The organism is Solibacillus palustris, assembly GCF_022549215.1.
GTDB classification, from domain to species: Bacteria; Bacillota; Bacilli; order Bacillales_A; family Planococcaceae; genus Solibacillus; species Solibacillus daqui.
In genome coordinates, this window is sequence record NZ_JAKZFC010000001.1 from 275,894 (window position 1) to 292,739 (window position 16,846).

Genomic DNA, 16,846 nt, shown 5'->3' on the forward strand with positions numbered 1-16,846 from the left:
AAAAATTAAGCATGTACTTCTAGGATTGGAAGTATATGCTTTTTTTAGTATATTAATAATTAAATTAAAACTTTTTTCTAAATTATCGGAATTTATTGTATAGTTAAAAAGTAACTTAGTGAAGGAGCGAAGACAATGAATCAATTAATAACGAAACTACAAGAGCACTTCGAAGAGATGGTTATCATTCGACGCTATTTACACGAATATCCAGAAATCTCCCATGAAGAAGTACAGACACCCACCTATATTGCGAAATTTTATCGTGAGCTTGGTTTAGAAGTTCGTGAACATGTAGGTGGGCGTGGGGTAGTTGCGACATTACGTGGAGCGAGACCAGGTAAAACCGTTGCGTTACGGGCTGATTTTGATGGCTTGGCAATTCAAGAATTAAATGAAGTTCCATATAAATCAAAAAATGATGGCGTAATGCATGCATGTGGTCATGATGGGCATACGGCAACGTTACTCGTATTAGCAAAAGCATTAACAGAAATGCACGAGCATCTAGTAGGGAGTGTTGTCTTCATTCACCAGCATGCCGAGGAAGTCGCACCAGGTGGGGCAAAGGCAATGATTGAAGATGGCTGCCTAGAAGGCGTAGACGTAATCTTTGGTACACATTTATGGGCACCAACTCCATTGGGGGAGATTTTAGTACGTGATGGGGCAATTATGGCAGCAGCGGATCGCTTTGAAATTATCATTCAAGGTAAAGGGGGGCATGGTGCAGAACCTCAGCACTCTGTAGATGCAATAGTCGTAGGCGCACATTTTGTAACGCAATTACAAACACTTATATCACGCCGAATTGCACCACTTCACTCAGCGGTTGTGACAGTAGGGCATTTCGAAGCAATAAATCCATTCAATGTCATTGCGGATACCGTAAAAATTCAAGGTACTGTACGCGCGTTTGATGAAGTCGTACGTCAGCAAATCAAACAAGAAATTGAAACGCTTTTAAAGGCAACTTGTTTAGGTATGCATGCTAGCTATGAGTTCGATTACTTTGACGGCTATCCACCGGTTATAAATCATGTACAAGAGACGCAATACATTCAGAATATTGCTGGGCAAATACCTACAGTAGAGCAAGTGACTGTTTGTCCACCATTTATGATTGGCGAGGACTTTGGTTATTATATGCAACATGTTCCAGGGACATTTTTCTTTACTGGTGCCAAAAATCCTGCATGGGAGACAGTTTATCCGCATCATCATGCAAAATTTGATTTTGATGAAAGGGCTATGTTAATTGCGGCACAAGTTTTAGGTGCAGCGACATGGAGCTTTTTAACGAGCGAAAATAATGGGGATGTAGTATTATAAATTATACATTTTTAGTAAAAATTTTTAAAAAATAGGGGGATAATTATATGAGGGTTGGTGCTAAGTTAAATATTGCCTTTTATTCAATGATTGCATTGTTTGCAATCACAATAGGAATCACCTTTATGAGCTTGAATAATATCGAAGCAAAGTCCGAAGAAGCTTTAGATTATCGTGTCGTGCAAATTCGTTTAGTTGATGAAATTCGTTTCATTATATCGATGCAGGGGCTATATGCACGTGCAGTTGTACTAGATGGTACGGAAGAATCATATGAAAATTTCGAATATTATAAAGGGTTGTTAACAGAAGAAATACAGAGTTTAGAAAAATTAGCAAACAGCGATACAATGAAAGAGCATATTGCGCAGCTTCACAAATTTAATAATGATTTTAACAATGGTTCTCTAGATATGTTGGACGCAATTGAACGTGGAGATAATCGATTAGCTAATGGTTTTATTAACACAAAATTAAAAGCGGCGAATAATGGGATATTAGCTGTTGCGGACCAAATAGTGGAATTTCAAGAACAACAATTGGTTGAAATTAATAAACAAACAGCTGGTGCGATTTTGTTAACGAAATCCATAGCCATTCTAGCATTAGTAGTAAGTATTGCTATTGTCTTCATATTCATTATTTATATTCGCAGAACAATAACAAGCCCACTTAAAAATGTTGTAAAGAAAGCCAATATTATTGCATCTGGTGATTTGTCGCAACATGATATCGTTGTAAAATCAAAAGATGAAATTGGACAACTTGGACATGCATTTAATTTAATGAAGACAAATTTATCCGGCTTAATTAATAATATTCAAATTAATGCAGAGCAATTAAGTGGCGCTGCTCAAGAACTTTCAGCAAGTACAGAGGAAATTACTGCCACGACAGAAGACATAACAACGCGTGTAAGTAATACATCAGAATCAGCGCATGTTTCAGCACAAGCCTCAAATGAAAGTGCGCGAGCTATGGAAGAAACCGCTTCTGGTGTACAACGTATCGCAGAAGCAACGCAATTATTACATGGTAGCTCGATTGATGCATCGAAAACAGCACAAAATGGTGGAGCAATTATTCATCATGCAAAAACACAAATGGATATCATTAGTGCTTCAACAAACACTGTCAATAATTTAGTACAAAAGCTTGCTAAGCAAACGGAAGAAATTAATAATATTTCAAAAGTCATTACAGGCATTACAGATCAAACGAATTTATTGGCATTAAACGCGGCGATTGAGGCGGCTCGTGCGGGCGAACATGGGAAAGGGTTTGCAGTTGTAGCAGATGAAGTGCGTAAATTAGCAGAGCAATCGAAAACATCTGCAACTTCTATTGTTAATTTAACGCTTGAAATTAAGTCTGACACGGAAAATGTAGAGCGCGCGGTAACTGAATCGTTATTATCTGTACAAGATGGTGTTGAAATTATTACAGAGGCTGGGAATTCATTTACTTCGATTGTAGGAGCAGTTACGAAAATGTCCACACAAATCGAAGAAATCTCCGCTACTTCTGAACAACTTTCAGCAAGTGCGGAGCAAGTAAGTGCATCGATAAATGAAATTGCAATTGGCTCCAATGAATCAAGTAGTAATTTGGAAGTAATTGCTGCTGCGGTGGAGGAACAAGCAGCAACGATGCAACAGGTAAGTGCTGTAGCTGTCACATTAAGTGGAAATGCTCAAGACTTACAACAAGAAATTCAGCAATTTAAAATTTGACTTGCTTCAGCTGAAGATTTCACACTTCTATGTGAGGGAGATGAATACTATGTATGTCCTTCATTTAGAGAGGCAATCCATGGCTGAATCAAGTTACAGCCCCGGCGGATGTCACAGATTTTTCAGAGGAGTTTTTCGAGCAAGCACGAAAAAATCTGGACGCAATTACGCCGAGGCGTAATTGATTAAGAAGAAGGGATTGTCCGAAAGTAATTTCAGAACAATCCCTTCTTCTAATTTAAGATACTGAAATTTCTTTACGGAGATTGCGTGAAGTAATTTAGCTCCTCATCAAACTCAGCATAGTCAAAATAAATCATCGGGAATAAAAAGCGGTGATTTGATTTGAGCTCACGCAAAATGACATGATCACGCCCAGCTGCTTCTACAACACCTCTTACTGTACGCGTATTAGTACCAGCAACAGCATTATCAAATGAAAAATAGAAGGTGCCCGGTTTTCCTTTGTTAAGTCGTAAAATATTTTCGATATAAGACTCTTCACGTGGAAAAGCAGCGCCCGGTACAGTATTTTGCATAGGTATACCTGAAGGATTCATTTGAGGCATTGGTGATGTCCAATAATAAGTCAAATTGGTATCCGTCCTTTCGAAAATGGTGTCATACTAAGGGAGGTCCCTTGTTATCGGTTTAGTATATGCAACACGGTATGTGAAAGATACATAGCAAAGTAAAAATAGGGTGTATGCTTTGGAAAAAAATGAATAGACTAATAATAAAATTAGAAATATGTAATATCTTCGAATAAGTGGGTAAAGATTCAGGGAAATGAAAGAGATGTTGCCTCGTGTACATAAAACTCGGGGAGTGAATGTGATGAAAATCGACATTTGGATTGGAATGATTATTAGTGCGATTTTGTCGTTTGCAATCGCAGCATTTTTCGGAGAACCACTGAATTGGTATTTACTCGTATTACTAATAGTAACGGGTTTATACATTAATACCATCATCATTATTTTAAAATTAAAGGACGACCGCACTTGAATGGATGAGTTGATTTTCGAACTCATCTTTTTTAATTTATTCCCGGTATGACACCCCAGCTCAACTAGATTAGTAAGTATCTGGCTGTCGTGCCTAACGTTTATTTTGATTTACAAACGGATAATAAGTGAGAAGGGAAGGATATGAAGTTAAAGTATGAACAAAAAAGGCTATTTGAAAGGTTTCAAATAGCCCCATTTTACAATTAAATGGCTAATAATTTCTCTAATTTTTCATTGTCTAATAAGTTTCCTACTAGGAACTCACCGAACTCACCATAGCGAGCTGACACTTCATCAAAGCGCATTTCATATACGATTTTTTTGAATTGCAGCATATCATCAGAGAATAATGTTACGCCCCATTCGTGATCGTCTAAACCAACTGAACCTGTGATAATTTGCTTGATTTTACCTGCATAGCTACGGCCAATAAGTCCGTGTGCGTGCATTAACTGGCGGCGCTCATCCATTGAAAGCATATACCAGTTGTCATTGCCGTCACGTTTTTTGTCCATTGGGTAGAAGCAAACGTATTTTGATTTTGGTAATTCAGGATACAGGCGCGCACGTACATGTGGGTTTTGGTATGGATCTTCGTCTGATTTACCTGCTAGGTAGTTTGATAACTCTACGATTGACACGTAAGAATACGTTGGAATCGTGAAATCCGCGATGGCTAATTTTGCAAAGCGTGTTTCAATATCACCTAATTCTTCTGGTGTTTCACGTAATGTCATAATCATGAAATCTGCTTTTTGCCCAATAATTGAGTAGAAAGCGTTCGAGCCTGTATCTTTATTTAAGTCCTCTAAAAATGCGATGAACTCTTTCGTTGCGGCTTCGCGTTCTTCTGCAGAAACTAATTTCCAAGATGCCCAATCGATTGAGCGGAAATCATGTAGTGCATACCAGCCATCTAACGTAATTGCTGCTTCATTCATATGTAAACACTCCTTGTAATTGAAAATGATTCACAGTTAGTGTAGCACAAAACACGCTAAAAAAATCATTTACACGACTTAAAATCAATAATTTCACCAATTTGACATGACTTTAAATTGCGGTATGCTAAAGTGAGAATAATGTGAAACTAGGAGTAATTTTATGAACGAACTTTTGCAACAAACAACATGGCGTTTTGTCGATCAATCGATCAGTGCCAATAAGCGTTCGCCATTAGAGTCATTTGCGATGGACGATACATTATGCCATTTAGTTGGCCAAGAAATGACGAACCCAACAATTCGTACATGGGTGCACCATGATTCGGTAGTTTTAGGAATCCAAGATCACCGGTTACCACATATTGAACAAGGGATGGCGCAATTGCGAACAAATGGATATGAGCCGATTGTTCGTAACTCAGGCGGGTTAGCTGTTGTGTTAGATGCAGGTGTGTTAAATATTTCAATTGTGCTTGGTGAACAAACACCGCTCAGTATTAATGCTGCGTTTGATGTGATGGTCAATTTTATTCGGACGTTATTTCCGCAGGTCGCCGACAAAATCGAAGTCTATGAAATTGTTGGCTCGTATTGCCCCGGTTCCTATGATTTGAGTATAAATGGGAAAAAGTTTGCGGGTATTTCGCAGCGCCGAATGAAAAATGGCATTGCGGTGCAAATTTATTTATGTGTAGAAGGTAGTGGTAGCAAGCGCGCGGAGCTGATTCGTGAATTTTATGCTGCTGGTTTACAGGAGGAAGAAACGAAATTCCAATATCCTATGATTACACCGCATGTGATGGCTTCACTACAGGAGTTAACGGGTGAAATGGTCACCGTTCAAGAGGTCAATGAGCGTATTCGCCAGTTACTTTTTGAATGGAAGGGTATGTTTGAAGAGCAATCTTTACAAGAAAATGAGATAGAATTATATACATTTTATTTGCAGCGTGTTTTAAAGCGCAATGAATCAATGTTAACGAAATAAAAAGGACGACGTGCACTATGGGTGCACGTCGCCAACTTCTGTGATAGATGTTTGTGAAACTAAATTTCCGTTTTTCTCCATTTTAAAGGTTGGTGTTGCAAGTCCATCCTCGTCTTCGAATGCTACGAGGCGTCTTGCGCGGTTCATAATCGAAACGAATTGCTCGTAATCTTCTTTAATGGCTTTATTTTCTTTTTGCAATGCGTGTAATTGCTGTTCGAGTTGTTGCTTTTGTTCTGTTAATAATGTTGTTAGTTTACGCCATTTTAAAACATCATGTTCACTAGAATTATTGTGTTGCAAACGTACTAAATAGGCAATCACGATATCAAGTGATAGAGCAGATAATGGAATCGACATCGGTTGCTCTTCATTTGATGGGAGTAAATAGAGTGGTGTTGTGCGACGTTTAGTTGCTTGATTCATTAGGCGCATACGTTCTTTGCGCTCTTTTTTTGCCTGAGATAAATCTTCCTCGTAAATACGACGAACTACTGCATTCCAACGAAAACCACATGCCGCTGCGGTACGATTTAATAGATCACCCGCTTCTTCAAATGCGTTTAACTGAGTACTACCTTCCTTTACATGACGAATTACGGCTTCTGCTAGCAATGCGTCATTTTCTTCAATCCATGCATCTTGTCTTGATTTTGTCATAAACATCCCCCTTAAGTTGTTGTAAATCTATCATGTCCAACGCAGGAAAGATTTATTCACTGTATGGTAAATTGTTGCTAGAATTATCGTGAGCGTTGCAGCTATCAGACCTTTGACGGAAATACTAGGATATTGCTTGAATGAAGTACGCGACATAAGCTACAATAGCACATAGGTTAAACTAGATGAGAAAGAGGTGTTGACACTATGGCAAACTTATTTCACGTTTGCGATGAATGTCAGGCCGTTAATTTAAAGACGTTAATTCCCAAATTAAAAGAAATTGATCCAGATGCAACGATTGAAATTGGCTGTCATTCATATTGTGGTCCCGGCCGCAAAAAAACGTTTACTTTTGTAAATAACCGTCCAGTAGCCGCATTAACTGAAGAGGAGTTAATGGTTAAGGTGTTAGACAAGCTAAAAAAGTAACGATATAAAATCACTAGTCATGCAATATGGCTAGTGATTTTTGTATGTTAACAATTCTTTTTTACTATGAGTTTCATTATAATGAAGGAAAGAGGTTTTAACCTGATTCATCCCCTACTTCTATAAGTGGGGGATGAATCAAGTTAAGCCCCGGCGGATGTCACAGATTTTTTAGAGGAGTTTTTCAAGTGAACTTGAAAAAATCTGGACGCAATTACGCCGAGGCGCAATTGATTTTTTAAAAAGGAGGTCGGTTTTATGACTACGTATGGGCAAATGAAAATGCAGGAAGAAAAAGTATTTAAAGACCCGGTGCATCGCTATGTGCATGTGCGTGACCAAGTCATCTGGGATTTAGTGAAAACGCGAGAATTCCAACGCTTGCGTCGTATTAAGCAGCTTGGTACAACCTATCTAGTATTCCATGGTGCCGAACATAGCCGCTTTAACCATTCACTAGGAGTATATGAAATTGTGCGTCGCATTGTGGATGATGTATTTAAGGGACGTCCAGAATGGGATGAGTCTGAGCGTTTACTGGTGTTATGCGCGGCGCTACTTCACGATTTAGGGCATGGGCCATTTTCACATGCATTTGAAAATGTATTTGAAACCGACCATGAATATTTTACACGACAAATTTTATTAGGAGATACCGAAGTAAATGCGGTATTGAGCCGTGTTGCATCAGATTTTCCTGAAAAGGTCGCGCAGGTAATCGAAAAAACGTATCCGAACGAGTTAGTTGTTAGCTTAATTTCAAGCCAAATTGATGCGGATCGAATGGATTATTTGCAGCGTGACGCTTATTATACTGGCGTGAGTTACGGGCATTTTGATATGGAGCGTATTATGCGCGTGATGCGTCCCCGAAAAAATGGTGTTGTCATTAAAGACAGTGGCATGCATGCAGTAGAACATTACATCATGAGCCGCTATCAAATGTATTTACAAATCTATTTCCATCCAGTATCTCGTAGCGCGGAAGTCATTTTGAATAATATTTTGAAACGAGTAAAGGCATTGTGGCGAGAAGGCTATCAATTCAAAGTACAACCAAAGCCGTTTGAATCATTTTTTGAAAATAACGTTTCTTTAGAGGATTACATTACACTCGATGAAAGCATTATGCTTGCCTACTTCCAATTTTGGATGAATGAAGATGATGCAATCCTAAGTGATTTGAGTCGTCGTTTTGTGAATCGAAAACTTTTTCAATATACAAGTTTAAATCCGTTTGAGCATCCAGAGGTGTATTCGGAGTTACGCCGTTTATTTTCGGAGGCAGGATTTGACCCGGAATATTATTTAGTGCATGATTCCACATCGGATTTACCATATGATTTTTATCGTCCAGGAATTGAAGGAACAAAAAAGCCTATTTTCTTATTAATGCAAGATGGACAGCAATGTGAATTATCGGAGCGTAGCCAAATCGTAGAAGCCATTGCTGGGCACATTAAGGTAGATCATAAAGTGTATTACCCGGAGGAATTGTTTACTGATGAAACGGTGCCAGAATTATTACGGGATGAAATAAAGAAATTACTTTACGTTTAAGAAGCCGATAAATGAAAGTTAAATTAACATTCCAAATGAAAATACATTGAAAAGGAGGCCCTTTTCAATGTATTTTTTTTCGTAATAATTCTAACTAAATATTTGGTTAAGATGAACAATTCAGTTTTCAAATTAATTTTAGTTAGTATATCACGGGAAGGTTAAATTTGGAGTTAGTGTTAAAAAATTAATCAACAGACGTGATAAATTAGATTACTTATCGCTGTAACGTACGCCAGCTGTTGCGTAATGGCTTTTTGACATTTCTTCAATAATAATGGATACATTCTCTACTGGTGCGTTGACTGTTTTTGAAACAGCTTGTGTAACTTCTTCTACTAGCGCGCGCTTTTGTTCATCAGTGCGGCCTTCAATCATTTTAATTGTAACGATTGGCATAAAGTCGCCTCCTACGTAAAATATGGTGTATAGTAATAATAATATCGTATTTGGGGGTATTTACAATGACAAATGAAGAAAAGTCAAAACCAAAAATGGGTTTTACAATTATAAAAAATGATCCGACTGATGGACACAAGGGCTTTGGAATTGGCTCTCTTTCATTAGAAAATGTGTCGCCAGTTATTATTGATGTGGCAGAAGGAACAGCGATTGTTGATGTCGGCGCAATGCACGCCAAAAGTGATGTAGAGCGTGGGATTAAATTTACGATGAACCGTGAAGACTCAGAAGGCGGTAAAGATTACTGGCTTGTATGGGTAACAATTGACCATAAAGAATCAGGAGCTTATTTTGCTGGAGTAACGGCTTGTGAGATGGTTGTAAACCGTGAAAAACGTCGCGGGTACAAAATATTAGCAGATCACGTCAACAGAATGGATAAATCAATGAAGCGAAAAATTATTATCGAGCATATGGATGATGCATCGAAAAAAATATTAGCAGACTTCCTAAAAAACCATGATGAAGCAATGTGGCATAATAGTGATGAACAATTACACAAAAACTTGGAATGATTTCGATTGATTACTATGAGTTGAAAATAACCGGTGTGTAGTCAATTACTTTTTTAGGAAAATGAATCGATTCGGTGAACAATATGTGACATTTCGGCATAACGGAAATCCGTGGTTGAAACTGCTTCTAAAAGAAAGTAAACTGAATTTAAAGCTTGCAAAGTAGTAGGCTAGGACACGTGGAAAATGAATAGTGATGAGGGTTATGCGGCATTTGTAATTTCCCAAGCCGAATGCCCCATGGTTCTCATCCGTTCGTTGACCACAATAGAAAAGCTCTTTCGTTTTACGGACTAGAACCGGAGACGAAAGAGCTTTTTTATTTTTATTATTGGATAATAACTGTTTTAAAATTTTATATTACCAAAAACCTTTAAGGGCTTCCATTGGAGATTCTAAAAAGTCGTCCCATAAATTTGAATCAAAGAAATCAAATGACGAACAGGATTCAGTTGGAACATCTATTGCTTTTAAATAAACAACACGCTGATTTTTACATGCTTTGCTCGCTAACTTTCCGCTTTCAATATCAACGTTTACAGGCTCAACGCCATTTGGAATATTAAATGCTTCATTTGCTTTGCCGTCTAATGCCGATTCCATGAAATCAATCCATACTTGTTTTGAGGCAGCCATATCTGCTTGTACCGATAATGTTTTACCTTGGTCATAACCGTTCCATACACCGGCAGTCAAGCTTGGTGTAAAGCCAATCATCCATTGATCTGAATTAGTAGTACCTGATTTTGCCGCATACGTATGTGTCATACGAGAACGTAATGAAAGTCCTGTTGCAGGTGAGTAATCACTGAAAATAGGATCAAAAATGCCTGTCATCATATGTGTTAGGACAGAAGCATCTTCTTTAGTAATAACTTGTTTTTTTTCAGGCGCCTCATATTTATAAACAACATTCCCTTTTGCATCGGTAATCGAAAGAACGGTTGTTGCTTGGCGATTTTCACCACCAGCGGCAATAATGTTATAGGCATTTGTTAAGTCGTAAAGCGAATTTTCCTTAGTTCCAAGTGCAACCGCTGGATTATCCTTGTCTGAATAAGCTAAGCCAAAACGTTTTTGCATATCGCGGAATGAACGATAGCCAATATCCTCTAGCGTTTTTACAGCATAGACATTATCTGAAATCGCTAGTGCTTGAGCCATTGATAATTCGTGCTCGGCATATTTTTTATTAACGTTTTGCGGTGTGTAGGTAGCACGTCCATTATCATACGTAAAAGTCGTTTGACTCACATCTAAAAATGTCATCGGATTATAGCCTTTTTCAAGAGCTGCAGCATACAAAATCGGTTTGATTGCCGAACCAGGCTGACGGTTGCCAAGTGCTACGCGGTTAAACGAGCTTGAACTATAATCACGTCCGCCGACAAGGGCTGTTACGAATCCAGTGTCGGCATCCATACTAACAAAGCCAACTTGTAGCTCATTGTTTGGCATATTTTTTTCGATTGATTTTTCGGCAGCGCGTTGGTGTGCTTGGTTTAATGTCGTTTGAATGGTCCAGCCACCTTCACTAATATTTAAGTTTTTAGCTGCTAATATATCACTTGCCTCTTCCCATACGACATCTAAAAAGTATGGTGCAATCGATTTTGTTGCAATCCATTCCTCGCTTTTCAATACAACTTGTTCTTCCAATGCATGCGATTGTTCCTCGGAAGTGATTTTTCCTTGCTCACCCATTAAATGTAAAATGGTATGCTGACGATTTGTCGCTTTCTCTAGATTATTAAGCGGCGAATAATACGTAGGACCCTTCGGAACACCTGCTAGCATAGACGCTTCAGATAAAGTTAAGTCTTTTGCGGATTTGCCGAAAAAGTAACGGCTTGCTGCTTCAGCCCCATACATGCCATGCCCGTAATAGACTGTATTTAAGTAACCCTCTAAAATTTCTTCTTTTGAATAAAATAGCTCTAAACGATAGGCATAAAGCGCTTCGTTAATTTTTCGATTCCATGTTTTTTCATGTGATAAATATAGGTTACGCGCGTATTGCTGTGTCAATGTACTAGCCCCCTGAGCTTTGCCACCAGCTTTAATATCTGCTAAAACAGCACCAGCAATTCGTGAATAGTCGAAGCCACTATGAAGGAAAAAGTCTTTATCTTCTACAGCGATTGTGGCATCTATTAAATAAGGAGAAATATCCTTATATTCTGTCCAGTAACGACGCTCTTCGGTGAAATAATCCCCGATTTGATTGTTGTCACTATCTAAAAAGATCGATGCTTTTGGCACCGTAAGCGGTGGAGCTCCAGCAACTTGTGCATATATTCGTAATGAAAGAAAGGTGACAGCGGCAAAGCATATAAAGGCGATGGCAACAAGACCGATTCGTTTGCCAAATCTTCTACGGGTTCTTTGTTTTTGATATTGCTGTCTTTTCAACTCTTTCCACCTCATTTGTTCTTAAATTTAGTGCATCAATCAAATTTCAATGAATTATAAAAAAACACATAAATTCTATTGCACTTTTAGTGAAAACAACTATACTTTTTCGTAGCACTCTACAAAAAGTGTCGAATGATGTCGGTTGCACTTAATTATACGAAAATAGCGAACGAAAGTTTCATATGATAAATTTAGTATGAGCAAATACAAGGAAACATATGCAAACTTTATAAATATAAAAAATGTAAACGACAGCTTCAATTTAGAGAAGGTTTGGTGAGTATACATGAGATTTGACGAAACTTATGCTGGAAATATGTTTATTAAAAGCAATCAAAATTACGAAGAATGTAAGGCTGTTCTATACGGAATGCCGATGGACTGGACAGTTAGCTATCGTCCAGGTCAACGTTTTGGCCCAGCGCGCATTCGTGAAGTATCGATTGGATTAGAAGAATATAGCTTCTATTTAAATCGTGAATTAGCAGATGTACCATTTTTCGATGCGGGTGATATTCCTTTACCATTCGGAAATGCAGAAAAATCATTAGCAGAAATTAAAACGTTTGTCCGAAAAGTATTAGCAGATGACAAAGTGCCAGTTGGTATGGGTGGCGAGCATTTAGTATCGTTACCGGTAATGGAAGCCGTTTACGAAAAGTATCCAGACTTAGCGATCATCCATTTTGATGCGCATACGGATTTACGTACGGATTACGAGGGTGAAGAGTATTCACACGCGACACCAATTCGTAAAATTGCCGATACAATTGGACCGAACAATGTGTATTCATTCGGGATTCGTTCAGGATTAAAAGAAGAGTTACAATGGGCAAAGGAAAATGGTATGCATATTTCATTGTTTGAAGTGTTCGAGCCATTAAAAGAAGTGCTACCTACATTAAAGGGTCGTCCTGTTTACGTAACGATTGATATCGACGTATTAGACCCAGCACACGCACCAGGTACAGGTACTGTGGATGCGGGAGGAATTACACCGAAAGAGCTTTTAGCGTCCATTCATGAAATTGCACGCGCTGAAGTAAATGTCGTAGGGTTTGACTTAGTAGAAATCGCACCCGTATATGACCACTCGGATATTACTGTAAACACAGCAGCAAAATTAATTCGAGAAATGATTTTAGGCTGGGTGAAATAATAAAACGCATGACGATTATTACTATTCGTCATGCGTTTTATTTTGCCTATTTTTTAATTGATTATCGTGACAAATCCAAGTCGTAGTTTGATTTTTAGCAAATCTTAAGGCACGATAGGTAGCGTTTAATAACTGAGGTAATTGTACATAATTGCTTGAAGAGCAAATGCCAATAGCCGATGTGATTTGAAGCGTTAAATCTTGCTTAAAAGCACTATTTTTTATGGCCTCATTGATCTGATACGCCTGCATAATTGCTTCTGCGGGCGTAGTGTTTAGTAACGCGATATAAAATTCGTCACTATCGATTCGCCCGATAAAACTTTCTTCTGGTAACTGACGTTGAATGATGTTCGCTATTTTGGCAAAAAACTCATCACCTAATTCATAGCCATATTGATGGTTAACGGTACTAAATTTTCGCAAATCCAAATGAAGCAATTCGAATGGAATTTTTGTTTGCATGAGGCATTTTAGTTTTTGCTCTGTCGCCACATGATTTGGAAGCTGTGTTAATAAATCCATTTGCTTCAGTACATATATTTGCTTGATTTGTTTATTACGATGATCAAGCTGCAATAAAATTACACGCAGTAAATAAAAGATAATTGAAGTAAAAATTAAAAGCAACATTAGGTAGTGGATAATTTCTAACGAAAAACGCCAATAGATGAGCAATAGTAAAATATGTTCAAATGTAACGGCTAGAAAATAATATGTAATGTTACGATACGTTATGGGATATTTTCGGGCAGCGTAATACAGCGCGATTGTTATGATAAACAAGTTCAACATCATAATAAACGAGATTGTAGATGTAAAGCATAGGTCATAGCGGCTAATCAAAATGATCATACCTGAAATAAGCATCGAAACCGGTCCCCCGAGTAATCCACTAAAAAGAACAAGAATATTGTAATTGTGAATTAAAATACCATCTACAAAAGGTGCAGTAATTATTGTTAAAGTAAACGCAGCAACACCAAATAAAAGACCGATCAGCATCGAATTATATTTTTTAATAAACGGCACATCTTCGGATAGAATAAATGACCAATGGATTATGGTAGTAAAGCAAAATAAAATTGAAAAATAAATAATAAATTCTAGAAACATATCATTTCCTCATAATATATAGTAATACCTACTATATTAAGTTACTCACATAAAAATAGGAAGAACTTGATTTTCCTTTGCATGATGTTGTGCAAGTATGTGCAAAGATTATGTTTCCGTCTTGCTTAAAGCGAGCAATCTATCCTATAATAAAAAGGTTATAGAAATACATGCATAGGAGCTGACTGCTGTGGCGAACGAGAATGGGAAAACAGTCAAAATTAAGCTAGTTTCCTCGATCATTCCAACCGAGGGCGAGCTTGAACAATACGAAATGTGGCTAGAGGGTAGCTGTATTGAGAAGGGCGAAAGTCATTATTTGCGCTATGAGGAAGTTCAGGAAGAATTACCAATACAAACAACGATTAAATTAAACGACAAACGTGGATTTATTAATCGAAGTGGTGGTGTCAATATGCGCTTACCATTAAATCCTGGCATGCGTGAAAATGGCCATTATGAAAGTCCATTTGGCTCTTTACCAATCGTTACCGATACACATCAATTAGCGATTGACGTACAAAAAAATGAAAAAGTATCAGGGCGCTTTAATACGCAATATGATCTTATTATAGGCGGCAATTCAGTTGGCCGTTACACATTAGATATTCAATTTACGGAGGTACAGTAATGAACGCAGTAGAACAATTACAGCAATCCATTAAAGCCGCATTAGCTGCAGCAATCGAAAAAGCGGGCTTAGTAGAAGCTGGCACAGAAGTGAACATTCACTTAGAAACACCAAAAGACAAAGCGAACGGCGACTACGCAACAAACGTAGCAATGCAGTTAACAAAGTTAGCGAAAAAGCCACCTCGTGCGATCGCTGAAGCCATTTTAGAAAACTTAGAAACAGCTGGCACAGATATCGAGAAAATCGACATCGCAGGCCCAGGTTTCATGAACATTACAGTGCGCAAAGACTTTTTAGCAGGCGTTGTCAAAGCTGCATATGAGCAAGGCGAAAACTACGGTCGCTCAACAGCTGGTAACGGTGAAAAGGTACAAGTAGAGTTCGTATCAGCGAACCCAACTGGTGACTTACACTTAGGTCACGCGCGCGGTGCATCTGTAGGGGATTCGTTATGTAACGTAATGGATTTCGCAGGCTACGACGTTTCTCGCGAGTACTACATTAACGATGCAGGTAACCAAATTAACAACTTAGCGTACTCACTAGAAGCACGTTACAAGCAAGCTTTAGGTATGGACGCACAAATGCCAGAAGACGGCTACCACGGTCCAGACATTATCGGAATCGCAGGCAAATTAGCTGAAGAATTCGGTGCAGCAATTTTAGAAAAAACAGACGAAGAGCGCTTTAAATTCTTCCGTGAGCATGGCTTAAAATTAGAGCTAGCAAAATTACAAAACGATCTTAAAAACTTCCGCGTAGAATTTGATGTTTGGTATTCAGAAACTTCTTTATATGAAAACGGCAAAATCAACGTAGCATTAGATAAATTAAAAGCAAACGGTCACGTATTTGATGAAGAGGGTGCGACTTGGTTCCGCTCAACAACATTTGGTGACGACAAAGATCGTGTATTAATTAAAAACGACGGTTCATTCACATACTTAACACCGGATATTGCGTACCACGAAGATAAATTACAACGTGGTTTCAATAAATTAGTGAACATTTGGGGCGCTGACCACCATGGGTATATCCCACGTATGAAAGCTGCAATTGAAGCATTAGGCTATGACCGCGGCACATTAGAAGTGGATATTATCCAAATGGTTCAACTATATAAAAACGGCGAAAAATTCAAAATGTCGAAACGTACTGGTAACGCAGTAACAATGCGTGAACTAGTTGAAGAAGTAGGCTTAGATGCAGTACGTTACTTCTTTGTAAAAACAGCAGGCGACTCACATATGGACTTCGATTTAGATTTAGCGGTTTCTCAATCAAACGAAAACCCAGTGTATTATGCACAATATGCACACGCACGTATTTCTTCCATTTTACGTTCGGCGGCAGAGCAAAGTTACGCGCCTTCTATAGAAAACTTAGAGCTACTAACTGCTGAAAAAGAGGAAGATGTATTGAAGAAAGTAGGCGCATTCCCACAAATCGTGGCTGATGCAGCGAAACACCGCACTCCGCACCGTATCGCTAACTACATTCAAGAACTAGCGGCAGCATTCCACAGTTTCTACAATGCAGAAAAAGTATTAAACCAAGACAACAAAGCGTTAACTGAAGCGCGTCTTGCTTTAATTACAGCGGTAAAAACAACTCTTGCAAATGCACTGAAATTAATCGGTGTATCTGCTCCTGAAAAAATGTAATGATTAACTCAAATCCCTGTACTATTTGCTTTACGCAAATAGCGCGGGGATTTTTTTTGGTTAAGATAGTATACATTTTTCAAAGAAATCCACAAAAAATGCAAAAACATTTCACCCTATTTGGAGTGAAATGTTTTTTTCTTATGTTAAAGCGAGAGACAATCCGTTCATTCCATTATCAAAAATCTTCAAAATTTAAAAGTTAATAATACCTATAAAAAA

16 protein-coding genes are annotated in these 16,846 nt (G+C 38.2%); 10 read left to right on the forward strand and 6 right to left on the reverse strand.

Annotated features, from left to right (window positions below; genetic code table 11):
• Positions 1-135 precede the first annotated feature (135 nt).
• Complete coding sequence (locus tag LZ480_RS01310; protein WP_241367524.1) at positions 136-1,332, forward strand: amidohydrolase; 1,197 nt, start codon at positions 136-138, stop codon at positions 1,330-1,332.
• A gap of 47 nt (positions 1,333-1,379) precedes the next feature.
• A complete protein-coding gene (locus tag LZ480_RS01315; protein ID WP_241367525.1) occupies positions 1,380-3,065 on the forward strand; it encodes a methyl-accepting chemotaxis protein in 1,686 nt (561 codons plus the stop codon).
• 257 nt (positions 3,066-3,322) lie between these two features.
• Here the strand turns inward: LZ480_RS01315 and gerQ are convergent, their stop codons facing one another.
• The gene (gerQ, locus tag LZ480_RS01320) at positions 3,323-3,634 is read right to left on the reverse strand and encodes a spore coat protein GerQ (protein WP_408641592.1); all 312 of its coding nucleotides are present in this window, start codon (positions 3,632-3,634) and stop codon (positions 3,323-3,325) included.
• Between the two features lie 268 nt (positions 3,635-3,902).
• Here gerQ and LZ480_RS01325 point away from each other — a divergent pair, with 268 nt between their 5' ends.
• Positions 3,903-4,073 (forward strand): hypothetical protein, encoded by a 171-nt coding sequence (locus LZ480_RS01325; protein ID WP_241367526.1) that lies wholly within the window; start codon positions 3,903-3,905, stop codon positions 4,071-4,073.
• Between the two features lie 205 nt (positions 4,074-4,278).
• On the opposite strand, the gene hemQ is transcribed toward LZ480_RS01325, so the two are convergent.
• The gene (hemQ, locus tag LZ480_RS01330; protein WP_241367527.1) at positions 4,279-5,016 is read right to left on the reverse strand and encodes a hydrogen peroxide-dependent heme synthase; all 738 of its coding nucleotides are present in this window, start codon (positions 5,014-5,016) and stop codon (positions 4,279-4,281) included.
• 163 nt (positions 5,017-5,179) lie between these two features.
• Between hemQ and LZ480_RS01335 the strand changes: the two genes are divergently transcribed.
• Positions 5,180-6,007 carry a lipoate--protein ligase family protein gene (locus LZ480_RS01335; RefSeq protein WP_241367528.1) on the forward strand — a complete coding sequence of 276 codons (828 nt, stop codon included), beginning with the start codon at positions 5,180-5,182 and terminating at the stop codon, positions 6,005-6,007.
• Between the two features lie 15 nt (positions 6,008-6,022).
• Here LZ480_RS01335 and LZ480_RS01340 read toward each other — a convergent pair whose 3' ends face one another.
• The gene (locus LZ480_RS01340) at positions 6,023-6,667 is read right to left on the reverse strand and encodes an RsfA family transcriptional regulator (RefSeq protein ID WP_241367529.1); all 645 of its coding nucleotides are present in this window, start codon (positions 6,665-6,667) and stop codon (positions 6,023-6,025) included.
• A 207-nt stretch (positions 6,668-6,874) separates the two neighbouring features.
• On the opposite strand from LZ480_RS01340, the gene LZ480_RS01345 reads away from it, so the two are divergent.
• The gene (locus LZ480_RS01345; RefSeq protein WP_241367530.1) at positions 6,875-7,099 is read left to right on the forward strand and encodes a DUF1450 domain-containing protein; all 225 of its coding nucleotides are present in this window, start codon (positions 6,875-6,877) and stop codon (positions 7,097-7,099) included.
• 258 nt (positions 7,100-7,357) lie between these two features.
• Positions 7,358-8,659, forward strand: coding sequence for an HD domain-containing protein (locus LZ480_RS01350; RefSeq protein ID WP_241367531.1), 1,302 nt, complete (start codon positions 7,358-7,360; stop codon positions 8,657-8,659).
• A 213-nt stretch (positions 8,660-8,872) separates the two neighbouring features.
• Here the strand turns inward: LZ480_RS01350 and LZ480_RS01355 are convergent, their stop codons facing one another.
• Complete coding sequence (locus tag LZ480_RS01355; protein WP_241367532.1) at positions 8,873-9,058, reverse strand: 2-hydroxymuconate tautomerase; 186 nt, start codon at positions 9,056-9,058, stop codon at positions 8,873-8,875.
• Between the two features lie 65 nt (positions 9,059-9,123).
• Here LZ480_RS01355 and LZ480_RS01360 point away from each other — a divergent pair, with 65 nt between their 5' ends.
• Entirely contained in the window at positions 9,124-9,636 is a 513-nt protein-coding gene (locus LZ480_RS01360; RefSeq protein ID WP_241367533.1) for a YwhD family protein, read from the forward strand.
• Positions 9,637-9,996: 360 nt separating this feature from the next.
• On the opposite strand, the gene LZ480_RS01365 is transcribed toward LZ480_RS01360, so the two are convergent.
• Positions 9,997-12,048, reverse strand: coding sequence for a transglycosylase domain-containing protein (locus LZ480_RS01365; RefSeq protein WP_241367534.1), 2,052 nt, complete (start codon positions 12,046-12,048; stop codon positions 9,997-9,999).
• Between the two features lie 289 nt (positions 12,049-12,337).
• On the opposite strand from LZ480_RS01365, the gene speB reads away from it, so the two are divergent.
• Positions 12,338-13,210, forward strand: coding sequence for an agmatinase (speB, locus tag LZ480_RS01370; protein WP_241367535.1), 873 nt, complete (start codon positions 12,338-12,340; stop codon positions 13,208-13,210).
• 21 nt (positions 13,211-13,231) lie between these two features.
• On the opposite strand, the gene LZ480_RS01375 is transcribed toward speB, so the two are convergent.
• Positions 13,232-14,326: a GGDEF domain-containing protein gene (locus LZ480_RS01375; protein WP_241367536.1), complete on the reverse strand. Its 1,095-nt coding sequence runs from the start codon at positions 14,324-14,326 to the stop codon at positions 13,232-13,234.
• Positions 14,327-14,516: 190 nt separating this feature from the next.
• On the opposite strand from LZ480_RS01375, the gene LZ480_RS01380 reads away from it, so the two are divergent.
• Both LZ480_RS01380 and argS read left to right on the forward strand, forming a co-directional pair.
• Entirely contained in the window at positions 14,517-14,957 is a 441-nt protein-coding gene (locus tag LZ480_RS01380; RefSeq protein WP_241367537.1) for a DUF1934 domain-containing protein, read from the forward strand.
• On the forward strand, positions 14,957-16,624 hold the full coding sequence (gene argS / locus LZ480_RS01385) for an arginine--tRNA ligase (RefSeq protein WP_241367538.1): 1,668 nt from the start codon (positions 14,957-14,959) through the stop codon (positions 16,622-16,624). The genes LZ480_RS01380 and argS overlap by 1 nt, the downstream gene beginning before the upstream one ends.
• Positions 16,625-16,846 lie beyond the last annotated feature (222 nt).